23 protein-coding genes are annotated in these 25,958 nt (G+C 70.8%); 12 read left to right on the top strand and 11 right to left on the bottom strand.

Annotated features, from left to right (window positions below; translation table 11 throughout):
* Positions 1 to 54 precede the first annotated feature (54 nt).
* The 3 genes from GEV27_RS14030 to GEV27_RS14040 all read left to right on the top strand — a co-directional run bounded on the left by GEV27_RS14030 (position 55) and on the right by GEV27_RS14040 (position 3,561).
* The gene (locus GEV27_RS14030; protein WP_153934875.1) at positions 55 to 1,272 is read left to right on the top strand and encodes an Nramp family divalent metal transporter; all 1,218 of its coding nucleotides are present in this window, start codon (positions 55 to 57) and stop codon (positions 1,270 to 1,272) included.
* A gap of 40 nt (positions 1,273 to 1,312) precedes the next feature.
* Entirely contained in the window at positions 1,313 to 2,635 is a 1,323-nt protein-coding gene (locus GEV27_RS14035) for a cation:proton antiporter (protein WP_309222263.1), read from the top strand.
* A gap of 65 nt (positions 2,636 to 2,700) precedes the next feature.
* Positions 2,701 to 3,561: an Fpg/Nei family DNA glycosylase gene (locus GEV27_RS14040; RefSeq protein WP_153909546.1), complete on the top strand. Its 861-nt coding sequence runs from the start codon at positions 2,701 to 2,703 to the stop codon at positions 3,559 to 3,561.
* A 90-nt stretch (positions 3,562 to 3,651) separates the two neighbouring features.
* Here GEV27_RS14040 and GEV27_RS14045 read toward each other — a convergent pair whose 3' ends face one another.
* The gene (locus GEV27_RS14045) at positions 3,652 to 4,479 is read right to left on the bottom strand and encodes an EamA family transporter (RefSeq protein WP_309222264.1); all 828 of its coding nucleotides are present in this window, start codon (positions 4,477 to 4,479) and stop codon (positions 3,652 to 3,654) included.
* A 61-nt stretch (positions 4,480 to 4,540) separates the two neighbouring features.
* Between GEV27_RS14045 and GEV27_RS14050 the strand changes: the two genes are divergently transcribed.
* On the top strand, positions 4,541 to 6,649 hold the full coding sequence (locus GEV27_RS14050) for an acyltransferase family protein (protein WP_153934876.1): 2,109 nt from the start codon (positions 4,541 to 4,543) through the stop codon (positions 6,647 to 6,649).
* A 38-nt stretch (positions 6,650 to 6,687) separates the two neighbouring features.
* Entirely contained in the window at positions 6,688 to 7,320 is a 633-nt protein-coding gene (locus tag GEV27_RS14055; protein WP_153909544.1) for a hypothetical protein, read from the top strand.
* Between the two features lie 10 nt (positions 7,321 to 7,330).
* Here the strand turns inward: GEV27_RS14055 and GEV27_RS14060 are convergent, their stop codons facing one another.
* The gene (locus GEV27_RS14060; protein ID WP_153934877.1) at positions 7,331 to 9,751 is read right to left on the bottom strand and encodes a hypothetical protein; all 2,421 of its coding nucleotides are present in this window, start codon (positions 9,749 to 9,751) and stop codon (positions 7,331 to 7,333) included.
* A gap of 158 nt (positions 9,752 to 9,909) precedes the next feature.
* Between GEV27_RS14060 and GEV27_RS14065 the strand changes: the two genes are divergently transcribed.
* The 3 genes from GEV27_RS14065 to GEV27_RS14075 all read left to right on the top strand — a co-directional run bounded on the left by GEV27_RS14065 (position 9,910) and on the right by GEV27_RS14075 (position 13,754).
* Positions 9,910 to 10,992: an NADH:flavin oxidoreductase/NADH oxidase gene (locus GEV27_RS14065; protein WP_309222265.1), complete on the top strand. Its 1,083-nt coding sequence runs from the start codon at positions 9,910 to 9,912 to the stop codon at positions 10,990 to 10,992.
* Positions 10,993 to 11,124: 132 nt separating this feature from the next.
* Positions 11,125 to 13,395, top strand: coding sequence for a phosphoribosylformylglycinamidine synthase subunit PurL (gene purL / locus GEV27_RS14070; RefSeq protein WP_309222266.1), 2,271 nt, complete (start codon positions 11,125 to 11,127; stop codon positions 13,393 to 13,395).
* Positions 13,396 to 13,403: 8 nt separating this feature from the next.
* Positions 13,404 to 13,754 carry a sterol carrier family protein gene (locus GEV27_RS14075; RefSeq protein ID WP_153651516.1) on the top strand — a complete coding sequence of 117 codons (351 nt, stop codon included), beginning with the start codon at positions 13,404 to 13,406 and terminating at the stop codon, positions 13,752 to 13,754.
* A gap of 2 nt (positions 13,755 to 13,756) precedes the next feature.
* Here GEV27_RS14075 and GEV27_RS14080 read toward each other — a convergent pair whose 3' ends face one another.
* From GEV27_RS14080 to GEV27_RS14095, 4 genes are all read right to left on the bottom strand, one after another.
* Positions 13,757 to 14,479: a glycerophosphodiester phosphodiesterase gene (locus tag GEV27_RS14080; RefSeq protein ID WP_153909540.1), complete on the bottom strand. Its 723-nt coding sequence runs from the start codon at positions 14,477 to 14,479 to the stop codon at positions 13,757 to 13,759.
* 3 nt (positions 14,480 to 14,482) lie between these two features.
* Positions 14,483 to 15,805, bottom strand: a complete 1,323-nt coding sequence (locus GEV27_RS14085) for a glycoside hydrolase domain-containing protein (RefSeq protein ID WP_153934878.1) — start codon at positions 15,803 to 15,805, stop codon at positions 14,483 to 14,485.
* Between the two features lie 147 nt (positions 15,806 to 15,952).
* Positions 15,953 to 17,518 (bottom strand): long-chain-fatty-acid--CoA ligase, encoded by a 1,566-nt coding sequence (locus GEV27_RS14090; protein WP_153934879.1) that lies wholly within the window; start codon positions 17,516 to 17,518, stop codon positions 15,953 to 15,955.
* A 59-nt stretch (positions 17,519 to 17,577) separates the two neighbouring features.
* Complete coding sequence (locus tag GEV27_RS14095) at positions 17,578 to 18,048, bottom strand: SRPBCC family protein (RefSeq protein ID WP_153934880.1); 471 nt, start codon at positions 18,046 to 18,048, stop codon at positions 17,578 to 17,580.
* A 128-nt stretch (positions 18,049 to 18,176) separates the two neighbouring features.
* Between GEV27_RS14095 and purF the strand changes: the two genes are divergently transcribed.
* The 3 genes from purF (at position 18,177) to GEV27_RS14110 (ending at position 21,034) form a co-directional block, all read left to right on the top strand.
* Complete coding sequence (gene purF / locus GEV27_RS14100; protein WP_309222267.1) at positions 18,177 to 19,670, top strand: amidophosphoribosyltransferase; 1,494 nt, start codon at positions 18,177 to 18,179, stop codon at positions 19,668 to 19,670.
* The gene (gene purM / locus GEV27_RS14105) at positions 19,667 to 20,752 is read left to right on the top strand and encodes a phosphoribosylformylglycinamidine cyclo-ligase (RefSeq protein ID WP_309222268.1); all 1,086 of its coding nucleotides are present in this window, start codon (positions 19,667 to 19,669) and stop codon (positions 20,750 to 20,752) included. The genes purF and purM overlap by 4 nt, the downstream gene beginning before the upstream one ends.
* A 111-nt stretch (positions 20,753 to 20,863) precedes the next feature.
* Complete coding sequence (locus GEV27_RS14110; RefSeq protein ID WP_153651523.1) at positions 20,864 to 21,034, top strand: DUF3073 domain-containing protein; 171 nt, start codon at positions 20,864 to 20,866, stop codon at positions 21,032 to 21,034.
* Between the two features lie 30 nt (positions 21,035 to 21,064).
* Here GEV27_RS14110 and GEV27_RS14115 read toward each other — a convergent pair whose 3' ends face one another.
* Positions 21,065 to 22,150 carry a Glu/Leu/Phe/Val dehydrogenase dimerization domain-containing protein gene (locus GEV27_RS14115; protein WP_243838845.1) on the bottom strand — a complete coding sequence of 362 codons (1,086 nt, stop codon included), beginning with the start codon at positions 22,148 to 22,150 and terminating at the stop codon, positions 21,065 to 21,067.
* Positions 22,151 to 22,325: 175 nt separating this feature from the next.
* On the opposite strand from GEV27_RS14115, the gene GEV27_RS14120 reads away from it, so the two are divergent.
* The gene (locus GEV27_RS14120) at positions 22,326 to 23,750 is read left to right on the top strand and encodes an NAD-dependent malic enzyme (RefSeq protein WP_153654917.1); all 1,425 of its coding nucleotides are present in this window, start codon (positions 22,326 to 22,328) and stop codon (positions 23,748 to 23,750) included.
* Here GEV27_RS14120 and GEV27_RS14125 read toward each other — a convergent pair.
* From GEV27_RS14125 to GEV27_RS14140, 4 genes are read right to left on the bottom strand one after another with little or no spacing between them, the layout of a single operon-like run.
* Complete coding sequence (locus GEV27_RS14125) at positions 23,715 to 24,038, bottom strand: hypothetical protein (RefSeq protein ID WP_153651525.1); 324 nt, start codon at positions 24,036 to 24,038, stop codon at positions 23,715 to 23,717. The two genes, GEV27_RS14120 and GEV27_RS14125, sit on opposite strands and share 36 nt — an antisense overlap.
* Positions 24,035 to 24,481 (bottom strand): MarR family winged helix-turn-helix transcriptional regulator, encoded by a 447-nt coding sequence (locus GEV27_RS14130; RefSeq protein ID WP_153934883.1) that lies wholly within the window; start codon positions 24,479 to 24,481, stop codon positions 24,035 to 24,037. The genes GEV27_RS14125 and GEV27_RS14130 overlap by 4 nt, the downstream gene beginning before the upstream one ends.
* A gap of 31 nt (positions 24,482 to 24,512) precedes the next feature.
* Entirely contained in the window at positions 24,513 to 25,340 is an 828-nt protein-coding gene (locus tag GEV27_RS14135; RefSeq protein ID WP_309222269.1) for an SDR family NAD(P)-dependent oxidoreductase, read from the bottom strand.
* Entirely contained in the window at positions 25,337 to 25,951 is a 615-nt protein-coding gene (locus tag GEV27_RS14140; RefSeq protein ID WP_309222270.1) for a TetR/AcrR family transcriptional regulator, read from the bottom strand. The genes GEV27_RS14135 and GEV27_RS14140 overlap by 4 nt, the downstream gene beginning before the upstream one ends.
* Positions 25,952 to 25,958: the final 7 nt, after the last annotated feature.

Genomic DNA, 25,958 nt, shown 5'->3' on the forward strand with positions numbered 1-25,958 from the left:
CCGCGGACGACCAGCGTCCGGCGGCGCCGTGGCCCGTGCGCCATGCTGGTGCTCATGCTCGTGAGGGATCGGCTGCCGCGACTCGGCCTGCTCGGCCCTGCGTTCATCGCGGCCGTCGCGTACGTCGATCCGGGCAACGTCGCGACCAATGTGACCGCAGGCTCGACGTTCGGCTACACCCTGGTGTGGGTCGTGGTGATGGCCAACATCATGGCGGTGGTGGTGCAGTACCTCTCGGCGAAGCTCGGGATGGTCACCGGGCAGTCCCTCGCCGAGCACATGGGGGAGAGGCTGCCGCGGGGGCCCCGCATCGCGTACTGGCTGCAGGCCGAGGGCATCGCGGTCGCGACCGATCTCGCCGAGGTCGTCGGCGGCGCGATCGCGCTCAAGCTGCTGTTCGACCTGCCCCTCGTGGTGGGCGCGATCATCACGGCAGCCGTGGCCATGGTGATCCTGCGGGTGGGTGACATGCGGGGCCAGAGCGCGCTGGAGCGCGTCATCATGGGCTTCCTGCTGCTCATCGCCGTGGGGTTCATGGCTGGGCTGTTCATCGATCCGCCGTCGGCGGGGCCGCTGGCGGAGGGGCTTATCCCGCAGTTCGAGGGCTCCGAGAGCGTGCTGCTCGCATCCGGCATCATCGGCGCGGCCGTCATGCCGCACGTGATCTATCTGCACTCGAGCCTCACCACGTCGCGCCTGGGCTCGCGTGGCGACGGGCACTCGGTGCGGCAGCTGCTGCGGGCGACCCGCACCGACGTCGTCCTGGCGCTGCTGCTCGCGGGGATGCTCAACCTGTCGCTGCTCGTGGTCGCGGCCACGAGCCTCGAAGGCCTCGATGACACCGACACGCTCGAGGGCGTCCACCGGGTGGTCACGTCCGAGCTGGGCGCCGGCGTCGCGCTGCTGTTCGCGGTGGCGCTGCTGGGCTCAGGACTCGCCTCGACGTCGGTCGGGAGCGCGGCCGGGGCTGAGGTCATGCACGGACTCCTGGGTGTACGCCTGCCGGTCCTCGTGCGCCGGGTCGTCACGCTGATCCCCGCTCTGGTGGTCCTCGTGCTCGGGGCCGAGCCCAGCCGGGCGCTGGTCGTGTCGCAGGTGGTGCTGTCGATCGGCATCCCGTTCGCGCTGGTCCCCCTCGTCCTGCTGACGTCACGGCGCGACCTGATGGGCGAGCACGTCAACGCGCGCGGCACGACCGTCGCCGCGTGGGTCGTCGCCGCGATCGTGATCGCCCTCAATGCTTCCCTGCTGTGGTTGACCTTCACGGGGTGATCGGCGGGTTGAGACGCCTCTTCGCGGGTAGTTACCCCCGGTGGATGACCTGATCAACGCCGACTTCGTCTACCTCCTGATCGGGTTGGCCCTCCTGCTGGCAGTGGTCCTGCCGCACGCCTTGCGGACGGTAGCCCTGTCAGCACCGGTCGTCCTGCTCGCTCTCGGGGTGCTGGCGGGCCTCCTGCCCCTCCCGGACGAGGTGCGGATCAGCCCGGTCGAGGACCGCGCGGTGCTGGAGCACCTTACCGAGTTCACGGTGATCATCTCCCTGATGGGGGTGGGCCTCGCCCTCGATCGCCCGCTCAGCTTCCGCTCCTGGGCCTCGTTCAAGCGGTGGGGGACCACGTGGCGCCTCCTCGCACTGGCCATGCCGATGTCGATCGCCGTCGCGGCGTGGTTGGGTTGGTGGGTGCTGGGGCTGGCACCGGCTTCGGCGATCCTGTTCGGTGCCGCTCTGGCCCCGACCGATCCCGTGCTCGCCTCGGACGTGCAGGTCGAGGGACCCACGACCGACGCCGAGGACGCGACCGAGATCGACGAGCGCGACGAGGTGCGGTTCGCGCTGACGTCCGAAGCAGGTCTCAACGACGCCCTCGCGTTCCCGTTCGTCCACCTCGCGATGCTCGTCGTGGCCGCCACCACGCTCGGGGAGTGGGGCGTCAAGTGGGTCTTCATGGACCTGGTCGAGATGACCGTCGTGGGCGTCGGTGTCGGGGCGGTCGTCGGCTGGGCGCTCGCCAAAGCGGCATTCCGGTCGAGTCGCCCGTCGATCCGCACGGCCGAGACGGGCGAGCCGCTCCTGGCTCTCGCTGCGGTGCTCCTGTCGTACGGAGCCGCCGAGGTCGTGCACGGCTACGGCTTCCTGGCCGTCTTCGTCTGCGCCATGACCTTGCGGTCGATGGAGCGCAGCGCCGACTATCACGCCCTCATGCACGAGGTGATCGAGCGGCTGGAGCGGCTGCTCACCCTCGTGGTCCTGCTCGTGCTCGGAGTCGCGATCTCCGACGGCCTCCTGGACTCGCTCAGCTGGCGCGGAGTCACGGTGGGCCTGCTGCTGATCCTGGTCGTCCGACCGGTCACGGCCTGGGTCGCACTTCGGGTGGGACCGAAGCCCGTCGACCGGGTCGGCGATGACCACCTCGGACCACGGGAGCGGCTCGCGACGGCCTTCTTCGGCATCCGCGGCATCGGTTCGATCTACTACCTCGCGTACGCAACGGGGCGCGAGGACTTCAGCGACGTCGACACGTTGTGGTCGACCACCGCCTTCGTCATCGCGGTCTCGGTCGTGCTCCACGGGGTGACCGCGACGCCCGTGATGCGCTGGCTGGACCGGCACCGGGAGGCGGCAGCGCGGTGAGACGGCGACGGCTCAGCCGTCCTCCAACCGTGGAGAATTCCCGCGCCAGGCACGATGATTGACCCATGCCCGAGCTGCCGGAGGTCAACGCACTGGTCGAGTTCCTCGACGAGCAGATGACGGGTGCCGCCGTCGCCGCCGTCGAGCTGGCGTCTTTCGCGGTGCTCAAGACGTACGACCCGCCGGTCTCGGCGCTGCAGGGCATGGAGGTCACCGGGGTCACGCGACACGGCAAGTTCATCGACATCGACGTGAGCGGGATCCACGTGATCGTGCACCTCGCGAAGGCCGGTTGGCTGCGGTGGTCGGACAAGCTTCCCGAGACCAAGCTCAAGCTGGGCGCCAGCAACATTGCCGCGCGGGTGCGGTTGGACCGCGGGGACGGCCCGACCATCGGCTTCGACGTCACCGAGGCAGGCACCCGCAAGGGCTTGGCCATGTACGTCGTCAACGACCCGGCGGACGTCGCAGGCATCGCGGCCCTCGGCCCGGATCCGCTCGCGCCGGGCTTCGAGCTGCGTCCGCTCCTGGCGAGGCGGATGCAGGTCAAGCGGCTGTTGCGGGACCAGAAGATCATCGCGGGGGTCGGCAACGCGTACAGCGACGAGATCCTCCACGCCGCGAAGCTGTCGCCGTTCGCGATCGCCGAGAGCCTCGGCGAGGAGGAGATCGACCGGCTCGAGGCAGCGGTGCAGAGCGTCCTGCGCGAGGCCGTCGAGGAGGCGCGCGGCAAGCCCGCCGACGAGCTCAAGGACGACAAGCGGACTCGCATGCGCGTCCACGGACGCGCGGGGGAGACGTGCCCGGTGTGCGGTGACACCGTGCTCGAGGTGGTCTACGCCGACTCGTCCCTGCAGTACTGCCCCACCTGCCAGACCGGCGGCAAGCCGCTCAAGGACCGCTCGACCAGCAAGTTCCTCAAGTAACCCCACCCAGATTTGCGGACTCCTGCACCGTTCCGCGCGCGGATTCCGTGCAGAAGTCCGCAAATCTGGGGCGGGGGCTGGGGCGGGAGGTCAGCCGGCGGCGACCAGGGCGACGGCCAAGGCGGCGAAGACCAGGCCCATGCCCTGCCAGCGGTGGATCCTCTCGCGCAGCAGCACCGCAGCGATCAGCACGGTGCTGGCCGGGTAGAGCGACGAGATCACCGAGACGATCGACAGCAGGCCGTGGTGGGTCGCGTAGATGAACGCGCCCTGTGCCGTCGCGCCGAGGGGTCCCATCGACACCGCAGCCCAGGCCGCGCGGTCGCGCGGGAACCAGGCCTGGCGCAGCACGGTCGCGGTCACGATGACCGCGACGATCGACGTGCCCTGGGACGCCGCGAGAGGCAGCAGCCCCGCGTCGTCGCCGATCTGCCCGAGGAAGACGAACAGCATCCCGAAGCCCACCCCGGCCAGCACGCCGTCGAGGACCCCGCCGCGGTGGGCCGGGTCGTCGTCCACGACCCGCGAGATCAGCGCGATCGCGGGGAAGGCGCAGACGACACCGACCAGGGCCATCCCGGACGGCCGGTCCCCGGTCAGGAGCCCGACCGCGACCGGGATCAGCGCCGCGCCGATGGCCGAGATCGGGGCGACGACACCCATCCGGGCGCTCGACAGGCCGCGGTAGAGGAAGGCCGCACCGAATCCGCCCCCGAGGCCGGCGAGCGAGCCGAACAGCAGGTCGCGGCCGGTGGGGGAGCCGCCGACCACGAGGGCGACCGCGAGGCTGAAGACGGTGGACGACGACTGACCCACGACCGCGATCTGCCACGCGGAGGCGCGTTTGGAGAAGATCCCGCCGAGGAAATCGGACACGCCGTACGCGAGCGCCGAGACGAGGGACAGGACGATGGCCACGCGAGCAGCCTAAGTGCCTGTCGCCGAGCGGACCGGGCGCGGCAGCACGTAAAGTGGCGCGGTGGCACAGCACCGGTCCAGCCGACGACGCCTGATCGGCGGTCACGTCCTGAGGGCGGACGTCCAGGCGCTGCGTGCCCTCGCGGTGGTGGCGGTCGTGGTCTACCACCTGTGGCCGGAGGCCCTGCCCGGCGGATTCACCGGCGTCGACGTCTTCTTCGTCATCAGCGGATTCCTCATCACCGACCACCTCGCCCGCGAGGTCGACCGCACGGGCACGCTCGACCTCAGGAGGTTCTGGGCCGGGCGCGCCAGACGGCTGCTGCCCGCCTCCCTGTTGGTCCTGCTCGTCACGGCGGTCGCAGTCCTGCTCACGGTGCCCCGCAACCTTCAGGAGCGGTTCCTGACCGAGGTCGCAGCGTCCGCGCTGTACGTCCAGAACTGGCAGCTCGCCCGCGACTCGGTCGACTACCTCGGGGCGGAGAACCTGCCCTCGCCGGTGCAGCACTTCTGGAGCCTGTCGGTCGAGGAGCAGTTCTACGTGGGTCTGCCGATGGTCATCATCGTCGCGATCCTGGCCGCCCGACTGTTCGTGCTGGACAGGTACCGGGCGATCTTCGGCGTCCTGGTGATCGTCACCGCCCTGTCGTTCGCGTACTCGATCCATCTCAGCTCGGCGAGCCCCGGCACGGCCTACTTCTCGACGTTCACGCGCGGGTGGGAGTTCGGCCTCGGGGGCATCGCGGCGTTCGCTCCGCCGCTGATCGCGACCCTGACGCGCCGCGGTCTCGTCGTGGTCCGCACCGCGGCGGTGCTGGCGTTCGCGGCGATCATCGGCTCGATGGTCGTGATCGACGGCGACACCCCCTTCCCCGGCTGGGCGGCGGCCGTGCCCGTGCTCGCCACCGTGGTGCTGATGCGCTGGGGAGTGCCCACGTTCATGACACCGTTGGGCCGGTTCGCGCCGGTGGCCCTGCTCGGCCGGATCTCGTACTCGCTGTACCTGTGGCACTGGCCCCTCATCGTGATCGTCCCGTTCATCACGCTCCACCCGCTGACGACTTCCGACAAGATCGCGATCTTCGGCGCCGCGGTGATCCTGTCGTGGCTGTCCACGAGGTGCCTCGAGGAGCCGATCCGCTTCTGGAACCTCCCGCGCCTGCGGCCGTCCCACGTGCTGGGGGCGACCCTCGCGGCGATGGCCCCGGTGATGGTCGTGGCGCTCGCCGGGCGCGCGTACGTCGAGGACGTCCGCAGCGACGAGGTCACGGCGTCCGCCAAGGTGCTCGACGACCTCCCGGCCTGCGTCGGGGCCGCGGCGATCGATGCCGACGCCACGGGGTGCGGCGACCCCCTGGGCCGGCCGCTGACGGTCGTCGACCCCGCGGTCGCCGCGCAGGAGGAGCCCGACTTCCGCGACTGCTGGGCGACCAACGGGGTCGAGGAGCTCAACATGTGCTCATTCGGGCCGCAGACGGGCTACGACCTGCATCTGTTCGCGGTCGGCGACTCCCACGCGGCGGCACTGCTGGAGACCTATCGCTACATGGCCGAGAAGAACGACTGGCGCATCGACGTCGCCGCGCACGCCGGCTGCTACTGGACCGCGGCCGACATCGACCTCGACGGCGAGGACCAGGAGGCGGCCTGCCGCGCATGGCAGGCCAACCTGACCGACCACCTGCGCGAGAGCAAGGGCACGTACGACGCGGTGCTGACCACGCACGCCACGAGCCTGCGGATCGGCGATCGTCCGGAGGGTCTCAGCCGGACCGAGACCGTCGTGTGGGGGCTCGTCGAGGCCTGGAAGGAGACCGACGCCCCCGTCGTCGCGATCGTCGACAACCCTCGCAGCACCGACACGAACGCCCAGTGCGTCGAGCGCAACGGCGTCGACGACCCGCAGCGGTGCGGGACCTCGAGGTCGTACGGCCTGCGGCGGTTCGACGGCAACGCCGAGGCCGTCGCGCAGAGCCCGCGAGCGGCTCTGGTGGACATGACCGACTACTACTGCACCGCGACCCGTTGCCCGTCGGTCATCGGCGGCGTCTCGGTGTATCGCGACCAGACGCACCTGACCACGACGTACGTGCGAACGCTCGCGCCGTACCTCGACCGACGGGTGCGCAAGGCCCTGCGCGAGCTCGAGGTCGTGCCGGGCGGTCGTTGAGGCGCTGCGCAGGCCCAGCGGGTCCGTAGGATGGCAGCATGAGGTTCCGTCAGGGAGAATCGCTCGGTGCACAGGCCAACGCGGCCTTCGACGACATGGCCGCCCGGGTGGACGGCCGCACCGCCGAGGTGTCGGTGCGGGCCGCCCGCGCGATCAGCGTCGCTGTGAGCGTGCTGCGCATCCCCACCGCGGTGGTGGGTGCTGTGCCGCTGCCGTTCATCGCCGCGACATTGGTGCTCGGGTTCCTGGCCGGTGGATCCGTCGGCGCCGTGATGGTCGTCCTGGGTGTCGCGATGGCTGCGGTCAGTGCTTTGTTCTGGGGTCGCCGTCACCGCGTGATGCGCGCAGCCGCTGACCCCGACCGGCTCGCCACCGAGCTGGCCATCCTCGTGAGCATGTCGGGCCGGGTCGAGGAGTCCCGCGGCGCGCTGGCGGCGATCGCGGGTGGCGGCGGCTGGCGGGTCATGGGCCGCCTGCGTGGCGTCTGGCAGGGCACCCAGATGACGGCGCGATGGATCGACGGCGTCGGCGATCTCGAGCACGCGCGTTACTTCGCGCCGCCCAAGATCGGCACCAACATCTCGATCACCGTCATGGCGCTGTGGCTCATCCCGATCTCGATCGTCGTGACCCTGCTGGCTGCTGTCGGGACCATCGCCGGCTCGATCTGAGGACCCGCCGTCAGGTCGGTTCGATGTGGCGGTGCGACACGGGGTCGGCCAGCTCCTGCAGGCGCGTGCGCGTGAGGGGCCGCAGATCGGTCGCGCGGCGAGCCATGTCCAGGACGTACTGGGCGACGGCGGCTGCGTAGAACCGTGCCTCCCGGACCTCGAGCTCCTCGGCGAGGGCGACGAGCCCCGGGATGTCGTACGCCTGGGCGGCCCGGGCGAACGTCTGCCAGACCGCCGGCGTGCCGACGGGCTCGACCAGGTCGTCGACCGCATCGATGAGCTGGGGCAGGTAGGGCGGCCCGCCGATCTGGACGCTCAGCACGCACGCATCGATCTCGGCGAGGCGCAGCTGGTGGGAGCGGGCCTCGGCGGCGACCCCGGTGAGGAGCGCGAGCGCCTCCTCCGGCTCCGCCAGCGCGTCATGGGCGCAGGCCTGGGTGATACGGCGTTCGAGGTCGTGCTGGAGGCGGCGGGCAGTGTGCGTCCTGGACACCTCCAGGAGATCGTGCGCCTCGTCGTGACGGCCACTCTGCACGAGCACCAGCGCCAGCATCGCCTCGACCCGGCCGCGGATCTGGTGCGGGTCGTGGTGGCGCAGCGCGGCGAGGCAGAGGCGGGCGTTGACGAGCGCGTCCTGCACGTCGCCGCGAACGAGGTCGAGCAGGCAGCGCAGGGCTGCCGTCATGCGCCCGCTGCCGGCGAGGCCGAGGACGCCCGAGGAGTAGTCGGTGATGGCCTGGTCGGCCTCGGCGAGGTCGAGAGCCGTGATGAGCGCCAGGACGTGCGCCTCGCGGGCGACGTCGAGGTGGAACGCGCTGGGCTGGTCGGGCCCGTCCAGCAGCAGACGCAGGGCGAACTCGGCGGACTCGACGGCCCGGTCCGCATGGCCGGACTGCCGCTGCGCCGTCGACAGCGCGGTGAACGCGAGGGCACGGTTGCCCGGTGAGAGCCGAGCGGAGAAGGTCAGCGCCCGCAGCTCGGAGACGAGCTCGTCGCCGGACTCCGACTGGCACCTGTCGACGAGGCCCGCGAGCGACCTGACGGCGGTGCGGCGACGGGCAGCCTGTGGATCGGCGGAGGACGTCGCGCGGTCCAGCAGGTCCTGCTGGTCCGCCCCGGCGTCCCGGCGCGCGACCCAGCGCACGTAGGGCAACAGCTCGTCCTCGGACAGGTCCTGCGGATCGAGGCCCTCGAACATCGTGGCCAGGTCGTCGAGTGCGCCCAGCTCGAGGAAGGCGTACGCGCGCTCGAGCGGTGCGACGACGCTGTCGACCTCGTGGTGGGCGGGATCGGTGAAGGCGAGGGCGCGCTGGTGCCGGCCCGCGAGATTCGCCTCCCGGGCCGCGCGCGACGCGAGCTCCGGTGAGAGCGGATGATCGGTGGCGAGCCACCACTCAGCGGCCAGGAGGGCGACGCCGGGGCGGTCCAGCGTGGACGGGAACTGGTCCGCCCAGCGGTCGAACAGCTCACGCTGTCGCTCGGGCGCCATCGTCCGTCGGAGCACGGTGGCCTCGGCGTGGGACGCGAACCTGAGCCAGCCGGCGGCGTCCCGCAGCGTGCCGTGGGCGACCGCGACGTCGATGGCCGTCGGGTCGAGCCGGCGGCGTGCCTCGGCCAGGTCGAGTCCGCCGAGGAGCGCGGTCAGGTCGATCAGCTCGGCGATGGCCGGTCCGCCGCCCAGCCGCTCGACGGTCTCGGGAGCCCACAGGGCCGACAGGCGCTCCGACGTGGCATCGGTGCGGTCGGGGTTGAGGACGAGGACGCCCTCCACGGCCACGATGATGCCCGCCTCGCACGCAGCGTCGCAGACCTCGCGCAGCACACCGTACGATCCGGCGGTCCGCTCGAGCAGCACCTGGACGACGGTCGGGTGCGGGACCGCGCCGAAGCGGGTCTGCAGCAGCGCGGTGACCGCGGCGCTGTCGAGGGGGAGCAGCTGGACGACCTCGGCGACGCCCAGCAGGTGGGGCTGGCTGATCACCGTCTCCGGAGCCAGCGTGGCGACGAGTCGCAGATCGCCCGTCGCGGCGACGCGGCTGAGGACGCGCACACTTGCGGGGTCGCACAGGTGGGCGTTGGTCAGCACGAACGTCCGTTCGTGCTCGGGAAGCGTCTGCACCGCCGCGCGCACCGCTGCCTCGGCCGCCCGGTCGTCGACGTCAGGGGCGAGGTCGAGCCTCGGCAGGAGCTGCTGGACCGTGAACCAGCGCAGGTCCTTCTCGCCGTGGTGGGCGACGTGCCGGGCCACGGCCGTGCCGTCGGGGTCGAGGCCCGCGATCTCGGCCGCGAGACGGTTGCGGCCGCTGCCGGGCGGACCGACGACCACGAGCGCCGGACGGCGCTCGAGCAGCGCCCGCGCATCCTTGACGTAGGACTCCGAGAACGGCGGCGGCCATGGGTCAGCGTGCTGCCCTTGCCTCGACTCCGTCATGCAGTGCTCTTTCCGTCCGGCCCCTGGACCTGACACACGATAGCGCCGCAAGCGCCTCGAGCGACATCGGACGTCTCGAACCGTGACATCGTTGATGTCACGATGGGCTGCTGCAGCCCTTGAGGAATGCCGTGCCGACGGGCAGGGTTGAACCCCGAGTGCCTGCTCTCCTGGAACCCCTGACCCTGCGCGGCGTGACCGCGCGCAACCGCATCTGGCTCGCCCCGATGTGCCAGTACAGCGCCTTCGAGCGCGACGGAATGCCGAACGACTGGCACCTCGTCAACCTCGGCCAGCACGCCGCCGGAGGATTCGGCCTCGTGATGACCGAGGCCGCCGCCGTCGTGCCCGAAGGACGGATCAGCCCCGAGGACGTGGGCATCTGGAGCGATGAGCACATCGCGCCGTGGCGCCGGATCGTCGAGTTCGTCCGCGGACAGGGCGCGGTCGCGGCCGTCCAGCTCGCGCACGCGGGCCGGAAGGCCTCGACGTACTCGCCGTTCGGCGCCGGCACCGACTCGGTGCCCGCCGACGACGGCGGGTGGGAGACGGTCGGCCCGTCCGCGCTGGCGTACGAGGGATATGCGGTGCCGCGCGAGCTGACGACCGATGAGGTCGCCGCGATCCCGCAGGCGTTCGCGGACGCCGCGGTCCGCGCCGACCGGGCCGGCTTCGACGTCGCCGAGCTGCACGCCGCGCACGGCTACCTGCTGCACCAGTTCGTCTCACCCCTGTCCAACCACCGCACCGACCAGTACGGCGGCTCGTTCGAGAACCGGACGCGCCTGATCGTCGAGGTCGCGGACGCCGTGCGCGCGGTCTGGCCCGAGGACAAGCCGCTGTTCGTACGGCTCTCGGCCACCGACTGGGCGCCCGACGGCTGGGACGTCGACCAGACCGCCCGGCTGTCGAGCGTGCTCGGCGAGCACGGCGTCGACCTGGTGGACATCTCATCCGGCGGCCTCGTCGCGCACCAGCAGATCACGGTCGAGCCCGGCTACCAGGTCCCGTTCGCGTACGAGGTCCGCAAGCGCAGCGGCCTGCCGGTCTCGGCCGTGGGCCTGATCACCGAGCCAGCGCAGGCCGAGCAGGTGCTGCTCGACGGCGCGGCCGACGCCGTGATGCTCGGCCGGGTCGCGATCCGCGAGCCCGCCTGGCCGCTGCGCGCGGCCCACGAGCTGGGCGTCCCGCGCGACGAGGCGCCGTACCCGCCCCAGCACGAACGCGGCGCCTGGCGCTGACCCCAACCCGACCCGCGACTGGCGCAAGGTGAAGGAAGTGGGACGGCGTGTCGTCCACTTCTGCGCCAGTCGCGGGTCGGGGTGCGCCACTCGGTGCGCGGTCGGGGGTGCGCGGACCGATAGGATCGGCCCGTGACTGCAGCCCGCCAGCTCGACACCGTTGCCCACGCCACCAGCACCCCCGACCAGGATCAGCCCTGGGCCGAGCTGGGACTCCGCGAGGAGGAGTACGCGAGCATCCGCGAGATCCTCGGGCGACGCCCCACGGGGGCCGAGCTGGCGATGTACTCGGTCATGTGGAGCGAGCACTGCTCCTACAAGTCGAGCAAGGTGCACCTGAAGAAGTTCGGCGAGCTCCCGCAGGAGACGCCGCTCGGCAAGACCCTCGCCGGAATCGGCGAGAACGCGGGCGTCATCGACATCGGCCAGGGCTATGCGGTCACCTTCAAGGTCGAGTCGCACAACCACCCCTCGTACGTCGAGCCCTACCAGGGCGCCGCGACCGGCGTCGGCGGCATCGTCCGCGACATCCTGGCGATGGGTGCGCGTCCGGTCGCGGTCATGGACCCGCTGCGCTTCGGCCCGCTGGACGCCGAGGACACCAAGCGCGTGCTGCCCGGGATCGTCGCGGGCGTCGGCGGCTACGGCAACTGCCTGGGCCTGCCCAACGTCGGCGGTGAGGTCGTCTTCGACGAGACCTACCTCGGCAACCCGCTCGTCAACGCCCTCTGCGTGGGCGTGCTCCGCCACGAGGACCTGCACCTCGCCTTCGCGTCGGGCGTCGGCAACAAGGTCGTCCTGTACGGCGCTCGCACCGGTGGCGACGGCATCGGCGGCGTGTCCGTGCTGGCGTCCGAGACGTTCGACGAGGACGGGCCGGCCAAGCGCCCGAGCGTCCAGGTCGGCGACCCGTTCATGGAGAAGCTCCTGATCGAGTGCACCCTCGAGCTGTTCGCGGCCAAGGTCGTCAACGGCATCCAGGACCTGGGCGGTGCGGGCCTGTCGTGCGCGACGTCCGAGCTCGCATCGGCCGGCAGCGGTGGCATGCACGTCGAGCTCGACACCGTGCCGCTGCGCGACTCGACGCTCTCGCCCGAGGAGATCCTCATGAGCGAGTCGCAGGAGCGCATGATGGCGGTGGTCGAGCCCGAGCACCTCGACGCGTTCATGGCGATCTGCCGCAAGTGGGACGTCGAGGCCGTCGTGGTCGGCGAGGTCACCGACGGGGACCACCTCGTGATCGACTGGCACGGCGAGACCGTCGTGGACGTCCCGCCGCGCTCGGTGGCCCACGACGGCCCCACCTACGACCGCCCCTACGCGCGTCCGTCCTGGCAGGACGCCCTGCAGTCCGACGTCGCCGAGCAGCTGCCCCGGCCCACGACCGGCGACGAGCTGCGCGATCAGCTCGTGGCGGTCGTCTCGTCGCCCAACATGGCGGACAAGTCGTGGGTCACCGACCAGTACGACCGCTACGTGCAGGGCAACACCGTCCTGGCCCAGCCCGAGGACGCCGGCGTGATCCGTGTCGACGAGAGCAGCCACCTCGGTGTCGCGGTCTCGACGGACTGCAACGGCCGCTTCGCCAAGCTCGACCCGTACGTCGGCGCGCAGCTGGCGCTCGTCGAGTCGTACCGCAACGTCGCGGTGACCGGCGGTCGCCCGCTGGCCGTCACCGACTGCCTCAACTTCGGCTCGCCCGAGAACCCCGACGTCATGTGGCAGTTCGAGCAGGCGACGCACGGGCTCAAGGACGCCTGCGCGGTGCTCGGCATCCCCGTCACGGGCGGCAACGTGTCCTTCTACAACCAGACCGGCGACACCCCGATCCTGCCGACGCCCGTCGTGGGCGTCCTCGGAGTGGTCGAGGACGTGCGCCGACGCATCAAGCACGGCTTCACGGCCGAGGGCAGCCACGTGCTCGTGCTGGGGGAGACCCGCGAGGAGCTCTCCGGATCGACCTGGGCCGACGTGGTCCACCACCACCTCGGCGGCCTGCCCCCCGTCGTCGACCTCGAGGCGGAGGCGGCTCTCGCCGCGCTCATGCTGGAGGCCACCGCGACCGGTGTCGTCGAGTCGGCTCACGACCTGTCGGACGGCGGGCTCGCGATGGCCCTCGCCGAGGCAGCCTTCCGGCACGGGGTCGGCGTCACGGTCGATCTCGAGGACCCGTTCCTCGAGCTGTTCAGCGAGTCCTCGGCGCGCGCGATGATCACGGTCGCGGAGGACCGCCACGAGGAGCTCGTCGCCCTCGCGCAGAAGCACGGGGTCGAGCTCGCCTCCGTGGGGCGTACGGGCGGCACCGACCTGGTCGTCGAGGGACAGCTCAGCATCCCGGTCGCGGAGCTCAAGGCCGCGTGGCAGGAGACCCTGCCGGCCGTGCTCGGCTCCCAGCTGGTCTGAGGCATCCGATGGCCCGGTACTCCCCCCTCACGCACGAGGAGTTCGCGGCGATCTGCGCCCGGCTGGACGCCGGGACCGGGACCCGGCAGGACCTGAAGGCCGCCACCAAGCACCTGGCGGCGCTGCTGGTGCAGCGAGCGCCCGGCGCCAGCGTCGAGGTGCGGATCCCCCCGTTCGCGGCCGTGCAGTGCATCGCGGGCGCACGCCACACCCGTGGCACCCCACCGGCGGTCGTCGAGATGGACGCCCCCACGTGGATCGCGCTCGGGCGGGGTCGACTCGCCTGGTCGCAGGCCTCGATCCGGGCGTCGGGGGAGCGGTCGGACCTGTCGCACCTGCTGCCCCTCGACGAGGCCTGAGCTCACCGCCGGGCGGCGAACGCGCGCTCGGGGTGGTTGGTGGTCACCATCCAGACATCGGGGTCGTTCATCCAGCGCGCGAGCTCGTCGGGCCGGTCGACGGTCCAGACGATCAGCGGCAGGCCCCGCCGCCGGGCGTACGCCTTGAGCGACCACCGGGCCACGACCTTGTGCGCGACCACGACGTTGGCCCGGCTCAGGCGCACCCGGGTGCGGGGGAACGCCGACTCCGCCGCGACCCACCAGCGCGCGAGCCGGTGGTCGCGTGACGACCGCGGGCCCGACGACAACCCGACCAGCATCCCCGGCGCATGCTGCCGTGACCACGCCACGAGCCGGCGCACCGAGGCGTCCTCGGACGTCGTGACCACGACGTTCTCGACTCCCAGCACCGCCACGACGCGGGAGACGGTCTCGATCTCGTGGCCGGGGACCTTGAGGTCGACGTGCGCCTTGATGCGTCCGCGGATCACGTCGAGCACGCTCTCGAGGGTCACCAGGACGCCGGTGAACTGCTCGAGCCGGTGCCGCGCGATCGAGCGCAGGACGGCGTCGTCGTCGAGCTCGTCGTCGTGGAAGATGACCGGCGTGCCGTCGGCGGTGAGCCGGACGTCGAACTCGACGTAGTCGCAGCCCATCGCGATGGCCGACTCGAACGCAGCGAGGGTGTTCTGGGCGCGGCGATCACCGCCGACGCCCCCGCGGTGCGCCGACACCAGGGCCATGGCTCAGACGGTCTTGCCGCGCTGCAGCTGGGCCCAGACCGTGGACTCGGTCGTGGTGTACGACGACAGCTTGCGCGCCTTGCGGTACGCCTGGACCGCCTTGACCGTGTTGTTGTCGTAGACGCCGGTCATGCGCGGACGTACGCCGGCGGCGATCAGGGAGCGCTGCAGGCGCCACACCGACTGGCCCACGGAGCCGTACTTGAGGACGCGGGGGTTGGTGCCGTGCGCGAGCAGGGCGGTCCAGGTCGCCCGGGTGGTGCGGCCCGTGGCGCCCCAGCCCTTCGTCGCGCGGTACTTGTCCAGGGCCTTCGCGGTGCCGGTGCCGAACGTCGTGTCGACCGACTTCAGCAGGCGCTGCGACTTCAGCAGGCACTCCAGCGCGGCCACCTCGGCGCCCTTGCTGCCGACCTTCAGGGTCGGGTAGGCGTTGAACGTCATCCGCTTCTTGCACGGCAGCGACTGCTTGACGGCGACCGATCCACGGCCCACGTCGAGGTAGTTCTTGTCGATCGTGAGCTTCTTGCCGCCGTACGTCACGTCGATGTCGTTGTGGTACTGGTGGATCCGCTGCTGCTTCCAGCCCGCGTCGGACAGATACGGTCCGCCCTTGGTGTCGGCCTTCTTGTTGACCCACGCGAGCCACATCTGGTCGGGGAGCGTGAATCCCTTGCGCTTGGAGGCGCGGGCCTGGTCGATCGCGGCGATCGCCGCCGAGCCGCTGGAGTAGACGCCGGACTTGTAGCCCTTCGCGTGGAGGTACTCGGTCCACGCATCGGCGAACTCCAGCACGATGCGGTCGCACGCGGCGGTCCGGGCGTACCACTCGATGTCGAGATAGGAGTGGGTGCCCTTCGCGAATCCGTACTTCTTCAGCGCGGCGATCGTCTCCTTGGCCTCGGCCTGGGCCTGGCCGCGGGCCTTGGCGACGTTGACCGACATGCGCTTCTTCTGGACCCGGCTCTGGGGGTTGTTCTTGAAGCACGGCGCCTGGCGGCCGACGTGGATCGGCATGAAGCGCCAGCCGTTGGCGGCGTTCTTGGTGACCCACGACGCCTTCAGGTTGGGCTGGTACTTGTCACCGCAGTAGCGCGAGTTGCCCGACACGTAGATGCCGACCGCGCTGAACGGGGAGCGGAGGTTCCAGGTGTCCATGACGCTCTGGCTCGGCGCGACGCACGCGTCGAAGCCGTGCCCCGTGAAGTCGCCGGGAGCCGGCGGCGGGGAGGCCGCGGAGGCGGGGGTGGACAGGAGGACGGACGCGGCCAGGCCGGTCAGGAGACCGGTGATCGTGAGCCGCGAGGTGGGGGAAGGCACCAGGCGCATGCCTTCGAGGGTACGTGCCCCATGAGAGGTCTGTCACCACATCGGTGTTGCAGGTGTGACGGGAGGGACGGCTCCCGCTAGGGTGGTGGCCATCGTGGCCCCGGTCCCTCCCCTGGATGATCGGGGCCACGTTGCGTCCCCGGCCGGTCACACCTGGCGCGAGCCGTCGCCCCAGTAGGGCTTGCGCAGATCGCGCTTGAGGATCTTGCCCGACGGATTGCGCGGGAGCGCCTCCACCACGTCGATCGACGACGGCACCTTGTAGCCCGCGAGCCGCTCCCTCGCGAACGCGATCAGCTCGTCCGCGGTCGCGGACGCCCCTGGCCGGAACGCGACGACCGCCTTGACCGTCTCGCCCCAGCGGTCGTCCGGGACCCCGATGATCGCGATCTCGGCCACGGCCGGGTGCTCGGCGAGGACGCGCTCGACCTCGGGCGAGTACACGTTCTCGCCGCCGGTGATGATCATGTCCTTGAGCCGGTCCTCGATGAACAAGAAGCCGTCCTCGTCGACCCGCCCGAGATCGCCCGTACGGATCCAGCCGTCGGGGGTGATGAGCTCCGCGGTGGCCTCGGGGCGGCCGATGTAGCCGATGGTCGCCTGCGGGGTCCGGAACCAGACCTCGCCCGAGCGGCCCGCAGGGACGTCCTCGAGCGTCGTGGGGTCCACGATCCGCATCTCGGCCTTGGGGACCGGGCGACCCGCCGACACCAGGCGCTCGGGGTGCTCGTCGTCGCGGTGCGCGGCATCGTCGAGGACCGTGATGACGCCACCGAACTCCGTCATGCCGTAGACCTGTTGGAACTCAGTGTCAGGCCACGCGTCCAGAGCGGCCCGCAGCACCGGCAGGGGCATCGGCGCGGCCCCGTAGCCGACCGCCTTGAGCCGGCCGAACAGCGCCATGGCCTGCGGGCCCGCCGCGACGAGGGCCGCGACGACGGCAGGCACCAGGAACGCATGCGTCGCCCCGGCCATGATCCCGGCGGCCATGAGCGAGGCCTCGACCTCCGGGACGATGTAGCCCGGCACACCGAGCGCAGGGCCGAGAAGGGCGTACGACGTGCCGCCCACGTGGAACATCGGCATCGCGACGAGCAGCATGTCGCCGTCGTCGTAGCGGGTGTCGCCCGCGCCGTTGAGGCTGTGCTCGACCATCGCGGACTGGGTCAGCTGGACGCCCTTGGGCCGCCCGGTCGTGCCCGAGCTGTACATCACGACGCACACGTCACCGGGTTCGACGCCGGGCTGCCGGTCGGTCGGGGTCCCGGCGGCCAGCCACGCCTCCAGCTCGTCGTCCTCACCGCCGACCACGACGATCTTCTCGACGTGCTCCAGGCGGTCGCGCACGAGTGCGAGCTGGTCGAGGAGCTGGTGGCCGACGAACACGATCCTGGCGCCGCAGTCGTTGAGGACGTAGTCGAGCTCATCGCCCGCCAGGCGCCAGTTGACGACCGTCGTGGCGGCGCCCAGGTGGCATCCGCCGAGGAGGACCTGCAGCACGGCCGGGTTGTTCTTGTCCAGCACCGCGACCCGGTCGCCACGATGTACGCCGTCGGCCTGCAGGGCGCCGGCCGCCCGGCGGACCGAGTCGTGGGCCTGGCCCCAGCTCCAGGTCCGCTCGCCGAACACCCAGCAGGGTTGATCGGGCCGCTCCGCGGCTCGCGCGGCGAGGAAGTCCGACAAGAAGGTGGCGGGCGGGATCGTCGCGGTCATGGTTCTCCCTCGAAGATGTGACGCGGATCATGCCACCCTAGAGGGTCGATGCGGTCTCGTCACGCGTTGCCGGCGGGGCTCTGCTCCTCCAGCTGGGCCGCGAGGCGGTCGAGCGTCCTGCGCATGGCGACCTTGGTGGCCGCCGGCATCTTGCTGTGCGCGAGGAAGAACCGCTGCCGGTCCCGGGAGATGTCCCACGTCTCGGTCACCAGGGTCCCGCCGCCGACGGGCTCGAGCTCGTAGCGCCAGACCCGACCGCCGATCAGTCCCTTGAACCCGGTCGTCCGCCACGCGATGCGCCTGTCCTGCTCGAACTCGACGACCTCATTGGACGTGCGGTAGCCCACGCCCATGTGCATCGCCATGCCGAACCTCGAGCCGTGCCTCAGCGGCTGCGACGACTCGCGGGTGCCACGGACGGTTCCCGATCCGTCGAACTCGCTGTGCCGGGAGGCGTCCGACAGCAGTGCGAAGATGCGCTCCGGCGGTGCCAGGATCGTGCGCTGGACGGTGATCGTGTCGGTGCTCATGGCCCCATCTGATCGGTGGACGACGCGGGTCGCAACCCGAGTCGGCTGTGACGGGCACGGTGCGCGGGGCCGTCTCGTCACGCGGGAAAGATTGGTACGCCTCGGGGAGGGGCCCCTACACTGAAGACGTGCCCCGCGGAGATGGACGCCTCACCCACGATCTCGATCCCCAGGACGCCGGACCCCAGGACGCCTGCGGCGTGTTCGGTGTCTGGGCGCCGGGCGAAGAAGTCGCCAAGCTGACCTACTTCGGTCTGTACGCCCTGCAGCACCGCGGGCAGGAGTCGGCCGGCATCGCCGTCAGCAACGGCCGCCAGATCCTGGTCTACAAGGACATGGGACTCGTCTCCCAGGTGTTCGACGAGGCGACCCTGGAGTCGCTCAAGGGTGAGGTCGCGATCGGCCACGCGCGCTACTCCACGACCGGCTCGAGCGTCTGGCACAACGCGCAGCCGACGTTCAGGCCGACGGCTGCGGGATCGGTCGCCCTCGGCCACAACGGCAACCTGACCAACACCGCGGAGCTCGCGGCCCTGCTCCGTGCCCGCGACGCCGAGGCCGGCCGCGACTCCGGCAAGGGCGAGACGGCCACGTCGGACACCGCGGTGATGGCGTCCTTGCTGGCGTCCTATCCGGACCGCTCGGTCGAGGAGGCCGCGCTGGAGGTGCTGCCGCAGCTGCGCGGCGCGTTCTCGCTGGTCTTCATGGACGAGGGCACGCTCTACGCCGCCCGCGACCCACAGGGCATCCGCCCGCTGGTCCTCGGACGTCTCGAGCGCGGGTGGGTCGTCGCGAGCGAGACCGCGGCGCTCGACATCGTCGGCGCCTCCTTCATCCGCGAGATCCAGCCCGGCGAGTTCATCGCGATCGACGAGAACGGCCTGCGTGCCGAACGCTTCGCAAAGGCCGAGCCCAAGGGCTGCATCTTCGAGTACGTCTACCTGGCCCGCCCGGACACCACGATCTCCGACCAGCGGGTGTTCTCGGTGCGCGCGGAGATCGGCCGTCGCCTGGCCCGCGAGTTCCCGGTCGAGGCGGACCTGGTCATCCCGGTCCCGGAGTCGGGCACCCCGGCCGCGATCGGCTACGCCGAGGAGTCGGGCATCCCGTTCGGCCACGGTCTGGTCAAGAACTCCTATGTGGGGCGCACCTTCATCCAGCCCTCCCAGACGCTGCGCCAGCTCGGCATCCGGCTCAAGCTCAACCCGCTGCGTGACGTCATCGCGGGCAAGCGGCTGGTGGTCGTCGACGACTCCATCGTCCGCGGCAACACCCAGCGCGCGCTCGTGCGGATGCTGCGCGAGTTCGGCGCGGCCGAGGTGCACGTGCGCATCTCGTCGCCGCCGGTCAAGTGGCCCTGCTTCTACGGCATCGACTTCGCGTCCCGCGCCGAGCTGATCGCCAACGGCATCTCGGTCGACGAGATCTGCCGCTCGGTCGGCGCGGACTCGCTGGCGTACATCTCGCTCGACCAGCTCGTCGAGTCCACCAACGTGCCGAAGGACAACCTGTGCCGGGCCTGCTTCGACGGCATCTATCCCGTTGCACTCCCCGATGATGATGTGATCGGCAAACATCTCCTCGAGGTCCAGGACCAGCTGCCGCTCGAGGTCATCCAGTGAACGACGCTCCCCGCATCTCCTACGCCAGCGCCGGCGTCTCGATCGAAGAGGGCGACCGCGCGGTCGAGCTCATGAAGGAGTGGGTCGAGAAGGCCCGGCGTCCCGAGGTCGTGGGTGGCATCGGTGGCTTCGCAGGACTGTTCGACGCCTCGGCCCTCAAGGCGTACGACCGCCCGCTGCTCGCGACGTCCGCAGACGGCGTCGGCACCAAGGTGCAGATCGCCCAGCGCATGGACAAGCACGACACGATCGGCTTCGACCTCGTCGGCATGCTCGTGGACGACCTGGTCGTCTGCGGTGCCGAGCCGTTGTTCATGACCGACTACATCGCGACCGGCAAGGTCGTCCCCGAGCGCATCGCCGACATCGTCAAGGGCATCGCCCAGGCGTGTGCGGAGTCGGGCACCGCGCTGCTCGGCGGCGAGACCGCCGAGCACCCCGGCCTGCTGGGTGTCGACGAGTACGACATCGCGGGGTCCACGACCGGCGTGGTGGAGGCCGATGCCCTGCTCGGTCCCGAGCTCGTGCGCCCCGGCGACGTCGTCATCGCGATGGCGTCGAGCGGACTGCACTCCAACGGCTACTCCCTGGTACGGCACGTCTTCTTCGCGCCGGCGGACCAGGGCGGAGCAGGCTGGAGCCTGGACCGGCACGTGCCCGAGTTCGGGCGCACCCTCGGCGAGGAGCTGCTGACGCCGACGCGTCTGTACACGCTGCCCTGCCTGGCGCTGGCCAAGGACGTCGAGGTGCATGCGATGTCGCACATCACCGGTGGCGGTCTCGCGGCCAATCTCGCCCGGGTCGTGCCGAGCACCGTGTCGGTGCGGGTCGACCGGTCGACGTGGTCGCCGCAGCCGGTCTTCGGACTCGTCGGCTCGCTCGGCGGCGTCGCGCAGGAGGATCTCGACCTCGCCCTCAACATGGGCGTCGGCATGGTCGCGCTGGTCGCGCCGGATGCCGCGGATGCGGCGATCCGGCTGCTGGCCGAGCACGGCGTGCACGCGTGGATCGCCGGTCACGTGGCCGACGCAGGGGTCCACGGCGACGGCGGAACGGTCACCCTCACGGGCGCTCACCGCTGATTCGTACACAATTTCGGCCCCCACGGGGGGTCGATGTGAGAATTGTTGTGACTTGTGGGTAGGCTTGCAGCACGACAAACTGACTATTTCTCTGCGAGGGGGTCGAGCCTCATGGGCCGCGGCCGTGCGAAAGCCAAACAGACCAAAGTTGCGCGCGACTTGAAGTACCGGACGCCCGACACTGACTTCAACACCTTGCAGCGAGAGCTACACGGCGAATCGGGTGACCCCATCCCCGAGCCGTACCGCGATCTCGAGCGCGAAGACCCGGCCGCCAGCTGACGCTGGTGACCGGGCCTTCGCTGTGCTCGCTCAGCTCTTGACGTAGATCTGCCGGAGCCGGCCGACCTCACGCATGCGCTGCTCGGCCATGCGGTCGGCGGCGATCGACGGGGGCACGCCCTCGCTCTTCGCGCGCTGCAGCACGCCCAGGGTGGTGTCGAAGATCTTGGTCGCGCGCATCTTGGCCCGATCGAAGTCGAAGCCGTCCAGCTCGTCCGCGACCTGGATGACGCCGCCCGCGTTGACGCAGTAGTCCGGTGCGTAGGTGATGCCGCGCTCCTCGAGCCGCTTCTCGATGCCGTCGTGTGCGAGCTGGTTGTTGGCCGCACCGCACACGATCGTTGCGGTCAGCGCCTCGATCGACTCGTCGTTGAGTGCGCCGCCCAGCGCGCACGGGGCGTAGACGTCCAGCGGCTCGCGGATGAGCGCGTCGGTGTCGGCGACCGCCCGCACGCCCGGGTACGTCTCGAGGAGCGAGGTGACGGCCGGCTCGTACGGATCGGTCACGACGACCTCCGCGCCCTCGTCCACGAGGTGTCCGACCAGGTGGCGCCCCACCTTGCCCACGCCGGCCACGCCGATGCGCTTGCCGGCCAGCGACGTGTCGTCCCACAGGTGCTGGGCCGAGGCCCGCATGCCCTGGTAGACCCCGAAGGCGGTCAGGACCGAGGAGTCGCCCGCGCCACCGTGCTCGACCGTGCGACCCGTGACGTACCGGCTCTCGCGGGCGATCTGGTCCATGTCGGCCGAGAACGTGCCGACGTCGCATGCCGTGAAGTAGCGACCGCCCAGCGTCTGCACGAAGCGGCCGTACGCGCGCAGCAGCGCCTCGGTCTTCAGCGTTGCCGGGTCGCCGATGATGACGGCCTTGCCGCCGCCGAGGTCGAGGCCGGCCAGGGCGTTCTTGTAGGCCATGCCCTGCGACAGGTTGAGGACGTCGGTGAGCGCCTCCTGCTCAGAGGCGTAGGGGTAGAAGCGGGTGCCGCCGAGGGCGGGGCCGAGGGCGGTCGAGTAGATCGCGATGATCGCCTTGAGGCCGGTGGCCTCGTCGTGGCAGAAGACCACCTGCTCGTGCTGGCTTCCAAAGGGTGAGGGATTGCTGCTGCTGACGGTCACTGTGGTGCTCTCTGTGGTGGGTGGCCGGGGGAGCGATGGTGGGCTCCTCCAACGGGCGGGCCGCGGGGTGGTGCGACTCACAGTCCGACTGTACCGGCGCCCCGGGGTCCTGCAGGGGTTCGTCCCCGACAAAACGTGAGGCTTCCTTCGCATTTATGCTGGGCAGGTGAAGACGATCCCCGCGCCCAGCATCTCGTACTCGATCACGATCCGGCTCGAGGTGCCGTCGGGCGGCTCGGCGATCAGCGACCTCACGACCACCGTGGAGCGGGCCGGCGGAATCGTCACCGCCCTGGACGTCGCGGCGTCCGGCGCGGACGCGTTGCGCATCGACCTCACGTGCGCCGCCTCCGACACCGAGCACTCGGCACGCGTCGTGGACAGCCTGCGCGAGCTCGAGGACGTCGACGTCCTCAAGGTGTCGGACCGCACCTTCCTCATGCACCTCGGCGGCGTGATCGAGACCGCGACGAAGCACCCGCTGCGCAACCGTGACGACCTCTCGATGATCTACACGCCCGGGGTCGCGCGGATCTGCCAGGCGATCGTCGCGGACAAGGAGGACGCGCGGCGGCTGACCGTCAAGCGCAACAGCGTCGCGGTCGTCTCCGACGGGTCAGCGGTGCTCGGCCTGGGCAACATCGGCCCGCACGCGGCACTGCCGGTGATGGAGGGCAAGGCCGCGCTGTTCAAGAGCTTCGCGGACATCGACGCGTGGCCGATCGTCCTGGACACGCAGGACGTCGATCAGATCGTGGAGACCGTCGCCGCGATCTCGCCGGGCTTCGCGGGCATCAACCTCGAGGACATCTCGGCCCCCCGCTGCTTCGAGATCGAGGCCCGGCTGCGCGAGCGCCTCGACATCCCCGTGTTCCACGACGACCAGCACGGCACCGCCGTGGTGGTCCTCGCGGCGCTGCGCAACTCGCTGGCGGTGGTCGGCAAGGACCTCGCGAAGGCGCGCATCGTCCTGGTGGGTGCCGGGGCGGCGGGCACCGCGGTCCTCAAGGTCCTGCTCCACGCCGGGGCGGTCGACGTGACCGTGTGCGACGTCCAGGGCGTGGTCCACAGCGGCCGCGAGGGCATGGACCCCTCGCTGGCCTGGATCGCCGCGAACACCAACGACGCGGGGCGTACGGGCACGCTGCGCGAGGCGCTGCCGGGTGCGGACGTGTTCATCGGCGTCAGCGCGCCCAACCTGATCACCGCCGAGGACGTCGAGGCGATGGCGCCGGACTCCATCGTGTTCGCCCTGGCCAATCCCGATCCGGAGATCGACCCGGCCGTGGCGCGCCGGCACGCAGCGGTCGTGGCCACCGGCCGCTCGGACTACCCCAACCAGATCAACAACGTGCTGGCGTTCCCCGGCATCTTCCGTGGACTGCTCGACGCCCAGTCGCACGGCATCAGCATGGACGTGCTGATCGCCGCTGCCGACGCCGTGGCCGACTCGGTGTCGCCCGACGAGCTCAACGCGAACTACGTCGTCCCGAGCGTCTTCCACCCGGACGTGCACCAGCGCGTCGCCTCGGCCGTACGCACGGCAGCGATTGCGGCAGATGCCTCACAGCACCCAGAACAGGCCCACCACGGTCGGTAGGAAGGCCAGCGGGATCCACGGGGACATCAGCTTGGCCCCGAGGATGATCCGCACGACCACGTAGGTCACCAGCGCGAACACGGCCGACATCGCCAGCAGCAGGATCGCGTCGGCGCTCCGGCCCTGGCCCTGGACGACGTGTGCGACGACGATGACGCCCAGCACGCCGTGGATCGCGACCGCGAAGAAGGCGATGGCCGCGACCCGCCGCTGCACCCGGCGGAGGGCGACGAGCTGCTCGGCGGTGCTGCGGGTGGTGCTGGTGCGGGTCCTGGTGCGAGGGGTCATGCGGTCACGCTTCCGTGGGCGGCATCGATGATGCGGTGGAGGACGGCGTTGGTGGTGGTGAGGTCGTCCGCGGACATGCCGAGACGGGTCAGCATCGTGGTCGGGACCTCGAGCGCCCGGTGGCGCAGCGCGCGGCCCTCGTCCGTGACGCGGATGGCCAGTGTCCGCTCGTCGCTGGTCGACCGGGACCGGCTGACGAGTCCGGCGGCCTCCAGGCGCTTGAGCAGCGGGGACAGCGTGCCGGGGTCGAGATGGAGCAGCTCGCTGAGCCCCTTCACCGAGATCTCGTCGTGCTGCCACAGGGCCAGCATCACGAGGTACTGCGGGTGGGTGAGGCCGAGCGGCTCCAGCACGCTGCGGTACGACGCGACGACCTCGCGGGAGGCCACGGCGAGGGCGAAGCACACCTGCTCCTCGAGGGCGAGCGGATCACGGATCGTCATGTCTTGAGCGTACCAATGATTGGTGCACCAACTATTGTCGGCTACGTCTCACCTTGCGGTCGAGCATCGCGTCCATCTGGCGAAAGAGCGGACGCATCCCCGCGGTCAGCACGCCGGGGACGGCGGCCATCGCGATCTCTGAGACTGCGCCCTGCAGGCTCGTGACCCGCGTCGGACGGTCGACCACGGCCCTGACGAGCCAGTCGGCGGCCTTGTCCGCGCTGAGCATCGGCATGGCCTGGTAGATCTGGGTGCCGCCGGACATCTCGGTGCGCACCATGGGGAAGTGGACCGTGGTCGTGGAGATGCCCTGTCCGCCCAGCTCGGCGGACAGGGAGCGGGTGAACGACTCGAGCGCAGCCTTGCTGGCCAGGTAGGCCGAGAACAGCGGGATCGGCAGCTGCGTCGACAGGCTCGACGAGATGACCACGTGGCCGTGGCCCTGCTCCAGGAAACGCGGGACGAGCCCCAGCGTCAGGCGTACGGCCGCCAGGTAGTTGATGGCCATGGTCCGCTGGTAGTCGTGCACCCGGTCCACCGACTCGGTGATCGGGCGCCGGATCGAGCGGGCGGCGTTGTTGACCAGCACGTCGATCCTCGGGTGCTCGGCCAGAAGCTGGGCCACGAGGGCGTCGGCCTGCGCGGCGTCGGTGAGGTCCACCGCGTACGTGCACGCGTCCCCGCCTGCGCGACGGATGTCGGCAGCGACCGACGCGAGCTCGTCCTCGCGGCGAGCCACCAGGCACACGGTCGCGCCGAGGGCTGAGAGCTTGCGGGCGGCCTCGGCGCCGATGCCGCTGGACGCTCCGGTCAGCACGACCGTGCGGCTGTCGAGGCGGCGGCTCCGCAGCGGGATCACCGACCGCCGCCGTCCAGCAGCGCGGTCAGCAGTCGTACGCAGCGCTGCCTCATCTCGTCGGCCGTCTGCTCAGGGTGCTCGACCCACCAGTTCATCAGCGAGTCCACGATGCCGAGCCAGACCGACGTCATCGCCGAGACGTCGAGCTCGTCGTCGTTGCCGACCAGGGTCATGAGCTCGGCGACGCCCTCCTCGGCCAGCGCGCCGATGCGATCGGTGTAGACCGCGATCGACGCGGCGATCGGGCCCTCGGTCGGGGCCGTGCTGTCGAAGAACAGGCGCCAGAGGTGCCGCTGGCCCTCCAGGAGCGTGAACATCCCGGCGAGGGTGTCGATGCCCCGCTGGATGCCCACGGCCTCGCCACGGGCGATCCGCTCGATCTCGTCGGCGACCAACGTGCCGCCGCGGACGAGGCAGGCCTCGTAGAGCCCTTCCTTGGACCCGAAGTAGTTGTAGATCAGCGGCTTGGAGATGCCCGCGAGGTCGGCGACGGTGCCGACCGACGTGCCCGCGAATCCGTACGTGGCGAACTGCTCGGACGCGATCGACAGGATCTGCGTCTCCCGATCGAGGCGGGGGACGCCCTTCGTGCCGGCATTGGGTCTGGCCACGTGCGCA

The organism is Aeromicrobium sp. S22, from assembly GCF_009661045.1.
Lineage (GTDB): Bacteria > Actinomycetota > Actinomycetes > Propionibacteriales > Nocardioidaceae > Aeromicrobium > Aeromicrobium yanjiei.

What these genes read in the sequence shown, in the direction of transcription:
- GEV27_RS14030 (WP_153934875.1), top strand. Translation starts at nt 55, where the DNA reads ATGCTCGTGAGGGATCGGCTGCCGCGACTCGGCCTGCTCGGCCCTGCG.
- GEV27_RS14040 (WP_153909546.1), top strand. Translation starts at nt 2,701, where the DNA reads ATGCCCGAGCTGCCGGAGGTCAACGCACTGGTCGAGTTCCTCGACGAG.
- GEV27_RS14055 (WP_153909544.1), top strand. Translation starts at nt 6,688, where the DNA reads ATGAGGTTCCGTCAGGGAGAATCGCTCGGTGCACAGGCCAACGCGGCC.
- GEV27_RS14060 (WP_153934877.1), bottom strand. Translation starts at nt 9,751, where the DNA reads ATGACGGAGTCGAGGCAAGGGCAGCACGCTGACCCATGGCCGCCGCCG.
- GEV27_RS14075 (WP_153651516.1), top strand. Translation starts at nt 13,404, where the DNA reads ATGGCCCGGTACTCCCCCCTCACGCACGAGGAGTTCGCGGCGATCTGC.
- GEV27_RS14080 (WP_153909540.1), bottom strand. Translation starts at nt 14,479, where the DNA reads ATGGCCCTGGTGTCGGCGCACCGCGGGGGCGTCGGCGGTGATCGCCGC.
- GEV27_RS14085 (WP_153934878.1), bottom strand. Translation starts at nt 15,805, where the DNA reads ATGCGCCTGGTGCCTTCCCCCACCTCGCGGCTCACGATCACCGGTCTC.
- GEV27_RS14090 (WP_153934879.1), bottom strand. Translation starts at nt 17,518, where the DNA reads ATGACCGCGACGATCCCGCCCGCCACCTTCTTGTCGGACTTCCTCGCC.
- GEV27_RS14095 (WP_153934880.1), bottom strand. Translation starts at nt 18,048, where the DNA reads ATGAGCACCGACACGATCACCGTCCAGCGCACGATCCTGGCACCGCCG.
- GEV27_RS14110 (WP_153651523.1), top strand. Translation starts at nt 20,864, where the DNA reads ATGGGCCGCGGCCGTGCGAAAGCCAAACAGACCAAAGTTGCGCGCGAC.
- GEV27_RS14125 (WP_153651525.1), bottom strand. Translation starts at nt 24,038, where the DNA reads ATGACCCCTCGCACCAGGACCCGCACCAGCACCACCCGCAGCACCGCC.
- GEV27_RS14130 (WP_153934883.1), bottom strand. Translation starts at nt 24,481, where the DNA reads ATGACGATCCGTGATCCGCTCGCCCTCGAGGAGCAGGTGTGCTTCGCC.